Here is a 15,722-nt window from a genome sequence, read left to right as displayed (position 1 = left end):
AGCAAGAATGGCGATCGCCGTTGGGATTCGGAGCTGAGTTGTCAGATCACTGTGGGGGTACGGATAACCGAAATGGCAAAGGTCGGAAACTGCCGCTGAGTAAACTGTCCCTGGCTTCGTATGATGATGGGGTTACCCCCATTGCTGGGGCGCTGGGCAAATCTGGGGAGCTGACTAGGTTCCTGGAAGTTTTGCTAATCCACTAAATTTCCTAACAATCCTAAACATTAAATCTAAAGACCTATGGCAGTACTCGAAAAAGGCAATATCACAATCCATACCGAGAATATTTTCCCGATTATTAAAAAGTCTCTCTACACTGACCATGAAATCTTTTTAAGGGAATTAATTTCCAACGCCGTTGATGCCATTAGTAAACGGAAAATGGCTGCTTTTGCCAGCGACGGCTCTGGAGAAGTGCCCGATCCCCAAATTACACTGGTAGTGGATAAGGTGAATAAAACCCTTTCTATTACCGATAACGGCATTGGCATGACCGCCGATGAAGTGAAAAAGTACATCAACCAAGTGGCTTTCTCCAGTGCGGAGGAGTTCATTGAAAAGTTCCAAAAGTCTGCCAATGATTTGATTGGTCACTTTGGTTTGGGTTTCTATTCCGCTTTCATGGTGTCCCAAAAAGTGGAAATTGACACCCTTTCTTACCAAGAGGGGGCCCAGGCGGTGCATTGGAGTTGCGACGGTTCACCGGAATTTGAACTGACGGATTCCGATCGTCAGCAGGTAGGAACCACAGTCACCCTAACTTTGCTGGACGATGAACAGGAATATTTGGAGACTGGTCGCATCCGGCAATTGGTGAAAACCTATTCTGACTTTATGGCAGTGCCCATCCGCTTTGAAGGGGAAACGCTAAATAAACAGCGGGCCATCTGGAAGGAATCACCCCAAAATTTAACCAAAGAAGATTACCTGGAGTTTTACCGCTATCTTTACCCTTTCCAGGAAGATCCCCTGTTGTGGGTGCATTTAAACACCGATTATCCCTTCTTGCTCAATGGTATTCTCTATTTTCCCAAATTACGCCCCGATGTGGATGTGTCCAAAGGGCAAATTAAACTTTTCTGCAATCAAGTTTTTGTCAGTGACCATTGCGAAGAAGTCATTCCCGAATTTTTGATGCCGCTCCGGGGGGTAATTGATAGTCCCGATATTCCCCTCAACGTTTCCCGCAGTGCCCTCACTAATCACCGCACTGTGCGTCGCATTGCTGATTACATTGCCAAAAAAGTTGGCGATCGCCTTAAATCTTTGTACGACGAAAATCCGGCAGAATATCTCAAATGTTGGGAAGACATTGGTACCTTTGTCAAATTTGGTTCCCTGCGGGAAGATAAATTCAAACAACAAGTAGAAGATTTATTGCTCTACCGCACCACCTATAAAGCCACAGCAGAAAGTACGGAACCAAAGGTAGAAGTTCTGACCGAAGATGGTGATGCCTGGGCTGAAACTAACCAGAGTGACGGGGTTAATCCCTACGAAAAAGAAGGTTACACCAGCCTGAAACGTTATTTGGAACGCAATAAAGAACGCCACGAAAATCGAGTTTTTTACTGCACCGATCAAGCTACCCAAGCCACCTATGTGGAACTGTATAAAAACCAGGGTATTGAGGTCCTATTTATGGATTCTTTCATTGACACTAATTACTTCATTCCTTTCCTAGAAAAAGAATACAGTGACGTCAAATTTTCCCGGGTAGATTCAGAACTGGATCAAAGTTTGATTGAAGAGGATAAAGCCAGCGACATTGTGGACCCCGCCACCAACAAATCCCGCAGTGAGCAAATCAAAGAAATCTTTGAAAAGGCCCTCAATAATCCCAACATCAACATCAAAACCCAATCATTAAAATCCGACGATCCCCAATCTACCCCTCCAGCCATGGTACTTCTACCGGAAGCCATGCGACGCCTCCAGGAAATGACTGCCATGATGCAACAGCAGGCGATGGCTTTCCCGGAACAACATGTGTTAGCCATTAACACCAACCACCCCCTAATTAAAAACATTCTTTCCCTCAGCCAAGGCGGTATTGTCACTGGCAGTGGGGAATCTCCCTCAGCAGAATTAGCAAAATCCCTTTGTCAACATGTTTATGACTTGGCATTGATGGCCCAAAAAGGTTTTGATGCGGAGGGCATGAAAGGTTTCATTGAACGCTCTAATGCGGTATTAACCCGTTTGACCAAACAGTAAATTATCCATCAAAACAGCATCCTGTCAATAGGTTGTAGGGTAGAAGTCAGTTAATCCTATTTGCTAAGGGGTTCTCTCTTCTACCTTTTTTAGTCCTCTACAGTTAATCAAACAGAAAGTGCTGAGATATGATCGGGTTAATGTTTAGTATCAGCGAAGATGTTCTTAATTTCCAACTTATCACTCTTCTATCAGTGTAGGTGGAAAGGTAAAATAATTGGAGCAATAATAAGGTCTCCTAAAGCCATTACTGCCTTCTTCAATCTGTCAAATAAGCAATGGAAGTTTTTCAATAACTGAGGTGTATAAATCACCGTCATCCACGGCTTTAATAAATTAAAGTAACATAATGGCTGAATTATTAATTTCATGTTGTTAAGTATGTTTTTCCATCCACTTTTTTGATTCCACCAAGGATGTTTTTGTATATTCTGATAAGCTATCTCCCTAGTCTGTTTTGATTTGTTTAAGGAGTTATCATGCGGAGGCAAATTTTCTATCTGAAGACTTACCATTAAATATACGCTCATCACTATTTCCCGCCATTTTTCTATTCTGGAATAGTCCATCATTCTAAAATCTGCCCACCCCAGTTCATTCTTTATTTGCTTTAATCCATACTCTATCCAGTTCCTTGCTCCATATAAGTTACCCACTTCTTTATATTTTATTTCTGATACTTTTGTCATAATAAAATACGTTGAATTTGACGGCATTTTCTCCTTGTTATCCGTTACTTGCTAATATCTTTTTTCCCCTCTCCTTCCATAAATAATTTCTCTCACGTATCTTATTCGTATCTTACTTCCGACTTTCCACTTGCAAATTCTCTCTCAAATTTTCTCCATTTGTTCGCTCTTACTCTTTCCTCTTTCCCAAGCCAGACTCCATGATCACTCCTTATAGCTAGTACATATTCTAGATTTTCTTTTTCTAATACTCTTACAAAGTTCTCGCTGCTCTCTCCATATTCACTATATGCTAATACTACCTTTATAGTCATTTCAATTAACGATGAGAGAATTTAATGTAAAATTATGGAGTGTACAAAATGAACAGGTTTAAACAATGGCTTACAGTTTAGATTTAAGGCAAAGGGTAGTAGCTTATATAGAAGCTGGAGGAAAAATAACTGAGGCTTCCAAGATATATAAAATAGGAAAAGCCTCGATATACAGATGGTTAAATAGAGTAGATTTAAGCCCAACAAAAGTAGAGCGTCGCCATAGGAAATTAGACTGGGAAGCTCTAAAAAAAGACGTAGAAGAAAATCCCGATGCAAGATTGATAGACAGAGCCAAGAAATTTGGAGTGAGGCCGAGTGCCGTATATTACGCATTAAAGAAAATGAAAATAAACAGAAAAAAAAAAGAACTACGTTATCGAGAAAGAAACCGGGAGGAACGAGTTAAGTACTATAGAATGTTAAGAGAACTAATTAAGCTCTATGGTAGTCAAGCTATAGTTTACATAGATGAATCTGGATTCGAAGCAATCCAGGCTTGTATTTATGCCTGGTCAAAAAAAGGAAAAAAAGTTTATGGAGATAGACAAGGAAAAAGGGGAGTCAGAGAAAATCTAGTAGCAGGGAGAAGAAAAGGAAAAAAAGATTTGATTGCGCCGATGGTTTTTACCGGGAGTTTGAATGCAGAAGGCTTTGAAGGATGGTTAAAATTATATTTGCTACCCTCCCTCGACATTCCATCAATATTAATAATGGATAATGCTCCTATTCATCGTAAAACTGCCATTAAAGAATTGGCTAAAGAAGCAGGTCATGAAGTTCTTTTTTTGCCGAAATATTCTCCTGATTTAAATGATATTGAGCATGACTTTAGTGCCTTGAAACGAGCTAGAATGTACGCTCCTATTGACACGTCTCTTGATGAAATTATCCGTTCTTACTGTGGCGTTTAGCGTCTCAGCTTTATTTTAAACTACTATATATTGAAACCAAGCTCTTTTATTTCTTTGATAATTTCCCCTACTATCTCTGGTTTACTTTTGTATTTATCCCCCTCTTTTAGTCTTGTCTCTGGTTTATATACTTTGCTGATTAATGGTACTGTCATTCCCTTTATAATTCCATAACACATCACCTCTACTATTCCATTTTCTATTTTTCCTAGATTGCCAATATACTGACGCGCAACATAATCTGTCTTTCTTCCTTTTTTCCTATCCCCTGTTTCGTCTATGAGCATTGTTATTGCTTCTCCTTCCGCAAAACTCAGAATTTTATTAATTCTTCTTTCCCTTACCTCCTCTAACGACCAAGGGCTGTTACCGAAGAAATAGTCAAATCCTTGTCCATTTTCTAGTCCTACTACCTTAGCTATTTCTGGGAAGGTTTTTCTCTTTATATTCGCAATTAATCCTAGATGCAAGTATTTAAAGTATTCAAAGCTTCTCACTTTTGGAAATAAAATAAGTCTCTGTATCCTTCGCAGTATTTGTCAATGAATTGTACTGTTTCTTTTGCTTCACGTGGGGCAACCATATACCACCTCTGCATTTCAGACTATCTTCTCCATCTTATCCTACCCACAATGATAGAAGAGCGATATCGTTTTAAGACTTGGTGTAATTTACCTGATTGGCCACATCACCCTCAAGTTTCCGGAGACTGGTTAGGTTCTCGGTTACTCTGCTCAATTAGTAACAGTCCACCAACTCAGGGCATAGTTTTCTGGTCGGGGTGCAGTTCCACCGCCCTGATGTTTGACTTGAATAGTATATTTCCCCGTACTAGCAATGGGGCAGAGAAAATGTTCTACGTTATCAACTTTGCTTTGAGAAGAACAAACCACCGGGGTAGCCCCGCCTTGGTCAGTGATAAATAGATCTAGGTTACTTAGGGGCTGGGCTTGAAAACTCTCCCCTAGGTCATATTGTTGATTACCATTACTGTCCAACAATTGCACTAGTCTTTCCCACACAAGGGTGACACTGGCAAATTCTCCTCCCTTTAAAGGTTTAGACAAAGAATAACTGATGGTCTGTCCCGGTTGAATTGCCCCGTAATCCCAGGCGATCGCCGGGAGATCATTTTCCCCAGGCCCATAGGCTCCAGACTGGAATTGTTCTAGGGCTCGACGGGCGTTCAGTTGACCAGCTCCCATTTCCAAATCCAACGGTAGGACGGGGTCTCGGTAAGCTTCCGTTGCTAGCCAATCCCGTTTTTTACTGCTGTAAAGAGTGTAGTTTGTGCCCAAACCGGCATTGCGAATTTTTACTGCTGAATTGAGTAACACCGCTTTCATCACCATGGGCCTGCGGGCATCTAAATTCCAGCGGCTACTGTTGGTATTGACCAATAACTGGCGATCGCCAAATTCCTGCAATAAAGCAACGGTGCCCGTCACCAGAGGGGAGGCAAAGCTACTGCCACTGACCCATTCCACTCGCCCCTTCATGTCATACAGATAAAAATCACTGCCTGGAGCCACCAAGCTCACCCCCTGGCGTCTCCCCTGATTGATTTCCCGTTCCACTATTCTTTTGCCCATGCCCTCCGGTTGCCGACTCAGATTTGTAAAGGCCATGCGGTCATAGCGCCCCTGGCGATCGGCAGATTGGACAGTGTAGGCGACGGTGATGCCATTATAGTTATCCGTCGGAATGGCAATGCCTCCCGTACCCTGGTTTCCGGCCACCACAAAGAGTAGATTTTGCTGTTGGGTCAGCCAATCTAAACACAAAGTTAATAAAGCATTGCCGTCCAACTGGGCATCCCCCCTAGCGTCCCGCTCCAACGACTCCCCATAGCTCAAATTGACTGCCCGGATGTTGCTCCCATCTTGGCGACTAACAAATTGTCCGGCCAAGCATTGTTGGGGTTGCAAATTTTCTGATAGTGGCCCCATGGCGGTGGAGTAAAGTCGAGCTTCCGGTGCTACCCCTGGATAACGTTTATCCCGGCTAACCATGGCCTGGGCCACCATACCGGCATGGTCGTCAAAAAAACGATTGCGGGGGGAAATTTGATTGAGATGAAACACCCCTGTTAAACGGTAAGGGGGTTGCCAACCGCCCAACTTATCCCAAAGATATTGCACTGGCCGACCCATTTCCATCTGGCCAATGGCGATCTTGCGACCAGTTAGACTGTGGGGAGACTGATGCAAAAACTCACTTTCGATGCCCTTTTCGCTGAGATAACTAGGGTAAACTTCATTGGCAAATACAGAACCGGCCAGCAACGCTCCTTGGCAGAGAATTGTGCAATGGAATGCTAATATTTGTCGAATTTGTTTCAATTGATGACCGTAATTATGTTTGAGCAAAATTTCCTGCCATTAGATCACCGTCAAGTCTTCACCGCAGTGGGAATAAATTTTAGGATAGCGTAGCCTTCTAAGAACCTGTTTATAAAGTCTGATTCTGCCCCCTAAATCTCCTCACTAAAGCTCCGGCAATACTGGGGGACTTTGACTTAGTTTCCCCCCAAACTTGTGGAGCCAGGGGGGCTTTTCAAACACGCTCTAAAGGGCGATCGCCAAAATATCGGCCAGTTGGCTGAGGCGATGATCCACTGGCAAATCCGCTGGGAGGGAACCATAGCCATACTCAGCAAAAATACTCACTGCGCCGCAGGCTTGTCCCATGCGAATGCCCACTTCTGCATCTTCTACGTGCAACAGGGTTTGGTAATCGTAGGGAGCGAGCAATTGTTGTAGGTAACGGGGATCGGGCTTGGCAAATGGGGAATCATCCGCCGCCAGCATGGTTTCAATGGCCGACCATAAACCCACTCCTTGCAAGGCCGCTGTTTGGGTACGGCGATCGCCGGAAGTGCAGGCTAGAATGCGGTAATCCCGTTGCTTTAAAGTAGTTAAAACCGTTACCGCGTTGGGCATGGGGGCCGCCAGTTGGGGGAGATTTTCGATGTAAAAAGGTTGGACAAAATCTTTAAAAATACGTTCTACTTCTTGCCTAGGGCAGCCTAATTTTTCTAGCATGAGGGAAGCTTTCAGTCCCACTAGGGAAACCACCGTTTGGCGATCGGGCCTAGGTAAGCCTAACTGTTCAATGCCATAGGCAAAGGCTTGGTAGTTAGCTTCTTCGGAGTCGATTAATACTCCATCGAGGTCAAAAACAATAATTTTTTCGTTAGCCATAGTTAAGATGAGGGTAACAATTATTTGATTCTTTAAAAAAGTAAATTTGCAAGTTTTTAACTAAATTTTGTTCAAAAGTTAATGAAATCCAAGATTAGTTAGATTAATTTTTAATTCAGCACAACTTTTGGCCGTAACACCGTGCCATGGTCTTCTGGAGTCACCAGGGCAACGCCCAAGCATTTTACTGGGCCTAGCTCCGATGTGATTAGTACCACTCCCACGGGTAGATCTGGCAAGAGCAATCTTTGGCCGTGGAACCACCTTTTTTCCAATTCGCTATTCAGTTGAACTGTGGGTAAATGGCTTAACGCTTCCTGGGGAGGAATGAGAGGAATATGCTCCTCCTCCGCCACGATTTTTTCCAGGGCGGTTAAACCAACGCTATTATCCAGGGCCATGCCCCCACTCTGTTGCCGTACCAAGCCCGCCAACGTTGCCCCTGTTCCCAGGCGATCGCCAAGGTCCCTGGCTAAGGCTCGAATGTAGGTTCCTTCCCCACAGGTAACTTGTAAATCTAATTCCGGCTGATTCCCCGATCGCCAACCGAGTATTTTCAAATCATTAATAGTCACCATGCGACTGGGCACTGCTTGGGGAATGCCAGCCCTGGCCAATTCATACAAACGCTTACCATTAACCTGAATAGCGCTGTATTGAGGGGGAATTTGCTCAATTTCCCCCAAAAAAGTCGGTAAAATCTGTTCAACGGCGGCAAGGGTTAAATAACTAACATTTTTACTCTCTAATACCTCCCCAGCTAGGTCATCGCTGTCGGTACGTACCCCAAAGCGAATAAGGGCTTGATATTGCTTTGCCCCAGGTAAGTAGGGCAGTAAACGGGTAGCCGACCCCACCGCCAGGGGCAATACTCCCTCCGCCAAAGGATCTAGGGTGCCTCCGTGCCCCACCCGTTTTTGCCTTAATAGACGACGCACCTTGGCCACACAATCATGGGAAGTGAGGTGCAGAGGTTTATGGAGATTGAGGAAACCAAACATAGGGGGAGAATTGCTGGAGTTAAGGGGCGGCCACCAAAAACCTTAGCAGTTCCCTTTGGCGATCGCCTGCTTTGGCCGTTGAAAAGAGTTGTTGGAAGTTAGCAGAAACAATTAATTGGGATTGGGGCCTTGCCAGTCTGGACATTGTTCCGTTTCCCAACCGTAGGGATGCATGGCACACACCAACAGTTGCCCGTTGTACACATAGCCATGGTAATGCTGACAACCTTGGCAAGCCGGTTGATGATTGGCGTTGGCCGGCAGATGGGGATTAAGACCAAAGTCCCCGTCCAGGGAAGACCAGGGCACCAGGGAGGAATAGCCTCGATCATCCGTTTGATTGTTCCGTCCTTCCCGGCCCTGGCGATCGCCAAATTCCCCCAGGTCGCTTAAGTCCCCGTCAAAGTCTGACAAGTCTTCCCAGAAGGTGGACCATTCCTGCCAGAACCATTGCAGTTCGGTGCCCAATTCCTCTTCGATGGTTTCGGCTGCTTCCCCTAGGGCGTTCTCCATGTCTTCCACCCAAGTCTCCACCGCTGTGGTCAAGGTTTCCACCGCTAACCAGAGGTTTTTCTCCCAATCTTCCATAACTGTTTTGCTATTTTTTGCTATTTGCAGTGTTGACAACTTGCGGTAGACGGTTTCCCCTATGGTTAGGTTAGGGTTGACGGTTCAAACGTTGCAATTCTGCCTGGAGGGCCGCCACCTGTCGTCGTAGGGCTTCCACGTCCTCCGTTTGGGACTGGGCAGGAGTTTTTTGGGCGAGGGGATCGGGGTTGGCTTCCTCTTCATCGGTGATGATTTCAATGCGCCGGGGCTGTTTATTTTCCCCTTCCCCATGGGCGATCGCCTCCCCTTGGGCCTCTCTAATTAATTCATCCACATAGCGACGGGCTTCTTCCGCATTCATTTCCCCCCTTTCCACCAGGGTATCCACTAACTTCTGGGCATGGTTACCCAATTCTTTGATATTGCTATTGGCTGTTTCGGCGGCATAGGAAGCAATGCCAACCCCTAAATAGACTGCTTTTTGCACTAAGTCCCGCAACATAATAATTCTTACCGAAAACAACGTTGTCTTCATTTTGGCATTCCCCTCTACCAATGGCTAGGCGAGGGAAATATTACCAGGGTAGCTAGATCAGGTTTTTTCCGGCCTGGGCTTCTGCCCCCAAACATCGTCCAGCAAACTATATAAAACTGGCACCACCACCAGACTAAGTACGGAGGAAGTGAATAGACCCCCAATGATGGCGATCGCCATGGGTTGCCTGAGTTCCGCCCCGGCCCCCCATCCCAGAGCTAGGGGGAGCATACCCAAAATAGTGGAACTGGTGGTCATCAAAATGGGGCGCAGACGGATATGGCCGGTTTGCAATAGGGCTTCCTGGCGGGATAAACCCCGATGGCGCAGTTGGTTAGCATAGTCAATCAGGAGAATGGCGTTTTTGTCCAATAGGCCCAGGAGAAAAATTAGGCCAATCAGGGAAATCATGCCAAATTCGCTCTGGGTGACCAGCAGTCCCACCATCGCCCCGACAATGGATAGGGGTAAGGAAAGTAACACCACCATGGGTTCCAGTAAACGGCGGAATAGCCCCAGAAAAATGGCCGCCATGCCCAACAAGGAAAGTAAAAAGGCGAGGGCAAATTCTCGAAATACTGATCCGACCCGGGCCGATTCACCCTGCACACTCAGTTCTACCCCTGGGGGCAATAACCCCTCGGCGATCGCCGTTACCTGTTGGGTGAGATCCCCAAGGGCGTAATTAGGTAGTAAAGAAGCACTGAGATAGACGGCTCTCTGTCCCCGCAAACGTAAAATCCCTGTGCTGTCAGGTTCGGCCCCAGTGAGGCTGATTTGGGTTAAACCGGGCAAAGCCATCACCTTTTCCTCCAGAGCTTTACCCGTGGTTTGTAACAGGTCTAAATCATTGCCCAACAAAGCTAACTTGAGGGGCGTATCGTCCCCCGTTTGCACAAAGAGGATATTTTCCACCCTGGTGGTTACCCGGGGAATTTCCGGCAGAGCTTCCCGCACTTCCGTTTGCACTGTTTGGGTAGTCACCTCGCGGTCTGAGTCCAGTTTGACATAGATCTTGCCTTGGAGGGGATTGCCCTGGATGCCCACCACAGTAAACGTTTCCGTCACGGCAGGATCGGCCAAAATTGGGGGTTCCAACTCTTCCGCCACCCGTCGTCCCCGTCGTAATAGCACTGCTTCCGGATTAGTGGCCAGTTGATCAATCCAGCCAAAGGCTCCACCAGCGCTTGTGTCGTTGTTATTACCCCTGGGGGGAGTAGACAATGCCCCAGCAATTTTGGGGGGAGCGGATTGAAAAATAACGTTAAATTCCCCCCGGTCCAGGGTGGGAACAAATCCCTGGGGAATGAGGGGAATAATGGCTAAGCCTGCCATTAAACTGACTAGGGCCAGGGCCACAATCCACCAACGGTGTCCCAAAGACCAAGCTAGAACCCGTTGATAACCATTGCCGAGGGCATCTAAACCACGACTGAACCAGGACTGGGGCCGGGGAGTTTGGGTTCGTAGCCACAACACTGTCAACACGGGAGATAGGGTACGGGCCACCAGCAGGGAAACGATCACAGCCGCAGATACGGTGACCGCAAAGGGGAAGAAAAATTCCCCTAAAGTTCCCCCCAACAGGGCAATGGGTAGAAACACCACCACAATGGAAAAAGTGGTGGCAGACACAGTTAGGCCAATTTCCTCAGTGCCAATTTTGGCGGCCCGTTTGGGAGGTTCCCCTGCTTCAACGTGGCGGGCAATGTTTTCCACATCCACAATGGCATCGTCCACTACAATGCCAATAATTAACGCTAGAGCCAACAGGGTCAGGGTTTCTAGGTTAAAATCCAACGCCGCCATCACGATGAAAGTGCCCAGCAAGGAAAGGGGAATGGCGATCGCCGAGATTAGGGTGGCCCAACCGCTACGGAGAAAGGGGTAAATAATCAACACCGCCAAGACGATCGCTCCCAACAGGGCTTCAATGGTGGCCTGGGTTGCTTCCCGGATATAACCCGCTGTGGTTTCTGCTTCAATGAATTTTAACTGGGGAAATTTTGGGGCTTGCTCCACAATTAACTGCTCCACCCGGTCCACCACTTCCAGGGTATTGGCCTGGGCTGTTTTGACCACCTGCACCGCCAACACATCCTGGCCGTTATGACGAGTCAAGGTGGGGGGATTGATGGTTTGTTGGGCCAACGCCTTGACCCCTGGCGATCGAAAGTTAGCATCCCCCAGTAAATCCACCCGCAGTACCCCTGCAATGTTTTGGAGCTGGGGCATTAATTCTTGTTGCAACGGTGCCGCCATTTCCTCTAGGGATAACGTCTCGGACGCCACCGCATAGGTCACCGCCACTGATTCGTTCAAGTTGTAGGGAGCAACGGTAATTTCGCTGCCCGCTGGTAGAGTTACTCCCTGTAAAGATTGTTCCACCGCCGTGGTGGCCTGTTCCAGGGATTGGCCCATTAAAAAAATCACCGATGCCACCGTTTGCCCCGGGTAGGTGGAAGATTGCACGTCCGCATCGGCAATGGTAACTAGTTTTTCTTCCAGGGGAATGGTTAACTTCTGCTCCGTTTGGGCCAAATCCAACCCCGCACCACTGCTCTGGACAATCACCACCGGAAAGCTCACTTCCGGAAAGAGGGCATATTTGAGGGAACTAAAAGTCAATAGCCCCGCCACGGCGATCGCCAACCAAAAACCGATGGTAAAACGGGGATGGTCAATGGCCCAATGGGAAAGATTCCAGCGGGGAGCACGGGGGGACTGCATCGAGGGAATTCCTAACTTTTTCTGGGTACGATTCTTTGAAGATGAATTGATTCGCACCTCGGCTAATCTAGCAGAACATGGCCCTGGGCCATCCTTCTCCTCCGGCTTCTCCCATCGGCCCCAACAGTTAAGACCCCTGGAAATCTGTTACCATCCCCAAAAGATAAACCAGCCCCCCTTGAACTAGCTTTTTCCTAAACTTTTGTGATCTTTGAGCAAGGCATTGAAATTAAGGCCAGTGCCACAGTGGTAGAACAGTGTTTCACTGATTTGGATCTGATGCACCTTTGGCTCAACCCGGCCCTGCGTTGTGAACCCATCGGTCAATGGTCCACGGCGATCGGTGGCCGGAGTCGTTTTACTATCCAAATTCCCCTGCTCAAACCCAGCCTGAAAAGCGTCGTGGTGGAGAGATCGCCAGGGTTAGTGGTGTGGCAATTCAAAGGATTTTTCCAAGGGCAAGACCGTTGGGAATGTCGCCCCCTAGAAGAAGGTACCTATTTACTGAATAGATTCGAGTTCACTGTGCCCAACCCCGTTGTGCAATGGGGCTTTCAAATGTTTGCGGCCCGTTGGACCAGTGCGGACATGCAAGCTCAACTGCGACGGTTAAAACAGGTGGCGGAAAGGGAATATATCAACAGCGGCCTACATAGTTAATTCTCGGGGTTTCCCTACCAAAATCTTGAGTTAAGCTGGAAGAAATAAGCAGTGGCGATGACTAGGAGGTGGGCAGTGAAAGTAGAACGTCCTAATTCCCAGCAATTGAGTGGGGAAGAAACCCAAGAATTAGACTATTTACGAGCCCTGATCGAGCAGGCCGTGGCCGATGGTGTGGTCACCAAGGAAGAAGAATCCAACATTAAGGCCTTGGCACTCCACTCCAAGCCCCGGTATGAATTACTATCCCAGGAACTAGCCATGTACCGGGAACTGGTCACCAACAAAATTAATGCTGGCTTACTGGCAGGGGAAACCTTTGCCGATCTTTAACGGGAAAAGCTCCCCAACTTTGCTCTAGCTTCTGCCAAAATTTTGCTGGACCAGCGTTGTCCCCCATGGCCTAGCTAACCTATTGGAACAGAAACTAGAACGATGTCAGGGATTTTAGTTAAGGTCTAGAGGGGCCAGCGCCAATTAACGATTTCTGGCATATCAATGCCGTGTTCGTAGGCGTAGTTGGTGCAGTCAATCTGCATATCCTTGAGCATTTCCTTGATGTGGGCTCCGGCCACCCGCAATTGGGGCAGGCGATCGATCACATCAATGGCGAGGCTGAAACGGTCAATCTGGTTTTGAATCGCTAAATCCATGGGGGTGTTGATGTTGCCCTTTTCCTTGTAGCCCCGCACATGGAGATTGCCATGGTTAGTCCGTCGATAGGTCAACCGATGAATTAACCAGGGATAGGCGTGGAAGTTAAAAATAATCGGTTTATCGGTGGTAAAGAGGGAGTCAAAATCCCGATCGCTCAGGCCATGGGGATGCTCCGATTCCGGTTGCAGTTTGAGCAAATCAATCACGCTGACAAAGCGAATTCTCAGATTAGGAAAAAATTGCCTTAGCATGGCTGTGGCCGCCAAGGCCTCTTTGGTGGGAATATCCCCCGCCGCTGCCATCACCACATCCGGTTCCGTACCGGCATCATTACTGGCCCATTCCCAAATGTCCACCCCTTTAGTGCAGTTACGGATAGCGGAAGTCATGTCCTGGTATTGCAGGTGGGCTTGCTTATCGCAAACGATGATGTTGATGTAGTTTTTGCTCTGTAAACAATGGTCCGCTACGGAAAGCAGAGAATTAACATCGGGGGGTAAATAAATTCGCACCACATCGGGGCTTTTATTGAGAATGACATCGAGAAAACCGGGATCTTGGTGGGTAAACCCGTTGTGATCCTGTCGCCACACGGTGGACGTCATCAAGATATTTAACGAGGAAATATCTGCCCGCCAGTTGAGGTGTCGACAAATATCCAACCATTTAGCGTGTTGGTTAACCATGGAAGTGATCACATGGGCAAAGGATTCATAGGTGGCGAAAAAGCCGTGACGCCCGGTTAAAAGATAGGCCTCTAACCAACCTTCTAAGGTGTGCTCGCTTAACATTTCCATCACCCGACCATCGGGACTTAATTCCCCCCCATCCTGGTCTTCTTCTAGATATTCAGCAATCCAGAATTTTTTGCTAACCTCGTAGACGGCATGGAGTTTATTGGAACTATTTTCATCGGGGCCAAACAGGCGGAAATTGGTCATGTTGTTGGCCATCACATCCCGCAGAAATACTCCCAGGGGTGCAGTATTAGGGGCTTCGATGGTGCCTGGTTGGTCCACATCAATACCATATTGACGAAAGTCCGGCATTTTCAAACCCCGCCGTAACAAACCACCATTGGCGTAGGGAGTAGAGCCTAAACGCTTATCTCCCTCCGGGGCGATCGCCTTAAATCCCGGTTTTAAAGTACCTTGCTCGTCGAACAATTCTTCCGGCTTATAACTCCGCATCCAAGCTTCCAACTGTTGCAAATGGGCTGGATTCTCGTGCATGCCCCCCATGGGAACTTGGTGCGATCGCCAAAAACCTTCTACCTTATGGCCATCAACATAGTCAGGCCCCGTCCATCCCTTGGGAGTCCGCATCACAACCATGGGCCAACGGGGGCGCACGGCAATGCCCGTACTACGAGCTTCTTGTTGGATTTGATGAATTTCGCTCACACAATGATCCAACGTGGCTGCCATGGCTTGGTGCATAGATTCCGGGTCAGAGCCTTCAACAAAGTAGGGGGTATAACCGTAACCTTCAAATAAAGCCTTTAATTCTTCATGGCTAATGCGAGATAAAACACTTGGATTGTTAATCTTGTACCCATTGAGATGCAGAACCGGTAAAACTGCCCCATCCCGAATCGGGTTAATAAACTTATTGGAATGCCAGGAGGTAGCCAAGGGGCCTGTTTCCGACTCCCCATCCCCCGCTAAACCGACCACAATTAAATTGGGATTATCAAAGGCAGCGCCATAGGCATGGGATAGGCAGTAGCCCAATTCTCCCCCCTCGTGGATGGAACCAGGGGTTTCGGGAGTGCAATGACTGCCAATGCCACCGGGAAAGGAAAATTGTTTGAAAAAGCGCTTCATGCCGTCCTCATCTTCACTACACTCGGCAAAAAAGCGAGAATAGCTCCCTTCTAGGTAGCAGGGCCCCAAAAAGCCTGGTGCGCCGTGGCCAGGCCCCACCATGTACAGCATATCCTGGTCAAATTTCCTGATAATGCGGTTGAGATGGGTGTAGAGAAAACTAATGCCGGGACTAGAACCCCAGTGACCCAACAGGCGATGCTTGATCTGTTCCGGTTGAAGCGGTTCCCGCAAAAGGGGATTATCCCGCAGATAAATCATGCCCACTGCCAAGTAGTTGGCTGCCCGCCAAAAACCGTGCATTTGGTTAAGTTCTGTCGGGTCAAGGGGATTGCCAGTGACGGTGGATCTAGCTTGACCAAAGGGACTAAGGGAAAAGGGGGATGTAACCATGGAAAAAACTCCCAGACTTGTACATTTCCCT

General features: G+C 47.5%; 12 protein-coding genes and 1 pseudogene. 4 read left to right on the top strand and 9 right to left on the bottom strand.

From position 1 onward, the window contains the following. Positions 1–243: 243 nt before the first annotated feature. Complete coding sequence (htpG, locus tag C7I86_RS16370; protein ID WP_010874301.1) at positions 244–2,220, top strand: molecular chaperone HtpG; 1,977 nt, start codon at positions 244–246, stop codon at positions 2,218–2,220. Between the two features lie 367 nt (positions 2,221–2,587). Here htpG and C7I86_RS16365 read toward each other — a convergent pair. Continuing rightward, positions 2,588–3,217 (bottom strand): annotated as a pseudogene (locus tag C7I86_RS16365) (IS701 family transposase); the annotation flags it as partial. 71 nt (positions 3,218–3,288) lie between these two features. Between C7I86_RS16365 and C7I86_RS16360 the strand changes: the two are divergent. Then, positions 3,289–4,137 carry an IS630-like element ISTcSa family transposase gene (locus C7I86_RS16360; RefSeq protein WP_010871248.1) on the top strand — a complete coding sequence of 283 codons (849 nt, stop codon included), beginning with the start codon at positions 3,289–3,291 and terminating at the stop codon, positions 4,135–4,137. Between the two features lie 23 nt (positions 4,138–4,160). Here C7I86_RS16360 and C7I86_RS16355 read toward each other — a convergent pair whose 3' ends face one another. The 7 genes from C7I86_RS16355 to C7I86_RS16325 all read right to left on the bottom strand — a co-directional run bounded on the left by C7I86_RS16355 (position 4,161) and on the right by C7I86_RS16325 (position 12,155). Continuing rightward, positions 4,161–4,634, bottom strand: coding sequence for an IS701 family transposase (locus C7I86_RS16355; protein ID WP_010874298.1), 474 nt, complete (start codon positions 4,632–4,634; stop codon positions 4,161–4,163). 237 nt (positions 4,635–4,871) lie between these two features. Next, positions 4,872–6,506, bottom strand: coding sequence for a S8 family serine peptidase (locus C7I86_RS16350; protein WP_223211312.1), 1,635 nt, complete (start codon positions 6,504–6,506; stop codon positions 4,872–4,874). 198 nt (positions 6,507–6,704) lie between these two features. Next, entirely contained in the window at positions 6,705–7,340 is a 636-nt protein-coding gene (locus C7I86_RS16345; RefSeq protein ID WP_010874296.1) for an HAD family hydrolase, read from the bottom strand. Positions 7,341–7,450: 110 nt separating this feature from the next. Beyond that, a complete protein-coding gene (gene truB, locus C7I86_RS16340) occupies positions 7,451–8,341 on the bottom strand; it encodes a tRNA pseudouridine(55) synthase TruB (protein ID WP_010874295.1) in 891 nt (296 codons plus the stop codon). A gap of 111 nt (positions 8,342–8,452) precedes the next feature. Then, a complete protein-coding gene (locus tag C7I86_RS16335) occupies positions 8,453–8,929 on the bottom strand; it encodes a hypothetical protein (RefSeq protein ID WP_010874294.1) in 477 nt (158 codons plus the stop codon). A 70-nt stretch (positions 8,930–8,999) separates the two neighbouring features. Beyond that, on the bottom strand, positions 9,000–9,425 hold the full coding sequence (locus tag C7I86_RS16330) for a phasin family protein (protein ID WP_010874293.1): 426 nt from the start codon (positions 9,423–9,425) through the stop codon (positions 9,000–9,002). Between the two features lie 57 nt (positions 9,426–9,482). Beyond that, positions 9,483–12,155 carry an efflux RND transporter permease subunit gene (locus C7I86_RS16325; RefSeq protein ID WP_020861886.1) on the bottom strand — a complete coding sequence of 891 codons (2,673 nt, stop codon included), beginning with the start codon at positions 12,153–12,155 and terminating at the stop codon, positions 9,483–9,485. 204 nt (positions 12,156–12,359) lie between these two features. Between C7I86_RS16325 and C7I86_RS16320 the strand changes: the two genes are divergently transcribed. After that, on the top strand, positions 12,360–12,815 hold the full coding sequence (locus C7I86_RS16320) for an SRPBCC family protein (protein WP_010874291.1): 456 nt from the start codon (positions 12,360–12,362) through the stop codon (positions 12,813–12,815). Positions 12,816–12,890: 75 nt separating this feature from the next. Then, a complete protein-coding gene (locus C7I86_RS16315) occupies positions 12,891–13,148 on the top strand; it encodes a hypothetical protein (RefSeq protein ID WP_020861887.1) in 258 nt (85 codons plus the stop codon). Positions 13,149–13,273: 125 nt separating this feature from the next. On the opposite strand, the gene C7I86_RS16310 is transcribed toward C7I86_RS16315, so the two are convergent. Next, complete coding sequence (locus C7I86_RS16310; RefSeq protein WP_318025289.1) at positions 13,274–15,601, bottom strand: phosphoketolase family protein; 2,328 nt, start codon at positions 15,599–15,601, stop codon at positions 13,274–13,276. Positions 15,602–15,722 lie beyond the last annotated feature (121 nt).

Source organism: Synechocystis sp. IPPAS B-1465 (genome assembly GCF_003015225.1).
Classification (GTDB): domain Bacteria; phylum Cyanobacteriota; class Cyanobacteriia; order Cyanobacteriales; family Microcystaceae; genus Synechocystis.
Note: the sequence above shows the minus strand (reverse complement) of the source record. Positions and strands in the feature narration are given on the sequence as shown.

Excerpts from the sequence above, each read along its gene's own strand:
- htpG (WP_010874301.1), top strand. The coding sequence starts at position 244 with ATGGCAGTACTCGAAAAAGGCAATATCACAATCCATACCGAGAATATT.
- C7I86_RS16360 (WP_010871248.1), top strand. The coding sequence starts at position 3,289 with ATGGCTTACAGTTTAGATTTAAGGCAAAGGGTAGTAGCTTATATAGAA.
- C7I86_RS16345 (WP_010874296.1), bottom strand. The coding sequence starts at position 7,340 with ATGGCTAACGAAAAAATTATTGTTTTTGACCTCGATGGAGTATTAATC.
- truB (WP_010874295.1), bottom strand. The coding sequence starts at position 8,341 with ATGTTTGGTTTCCTCAATCTCCATAAACCTCTGCACCTCACTTCCCAT.
- C7I86_RS16335 (WP_010874294.1), bottom strand. The coding sequence starts at position 8,929 with ATGGAAGATTGGGAGAAAAACCTCTGGTTAGCGGTGGAAACCTTGACC.
- C7I86_RS16330 (WP_010874293.1), bottom strand. The coding sequence starts at position 9,425 with ATGAAGACAACGTTGTTTTCGGTAAGAATTATTATGTTGCGGGACTTA.
- C7I86_RS16325 (WP_020861886.1), bottom strand. The coding sequence starts at position 12,155 with ATGCAGTCCCCCCGTGCTCCCCGCTGGAATCTTTCCCATTGGGCCATT.
- C7I86_RS16310 (WP_318025289.1), bottom strand. The coding sequence starts at position 15,601 with ATGCACGGTTTTTGGCGGGCAGCCAACTACTTGGCAGTGGGCATGATT.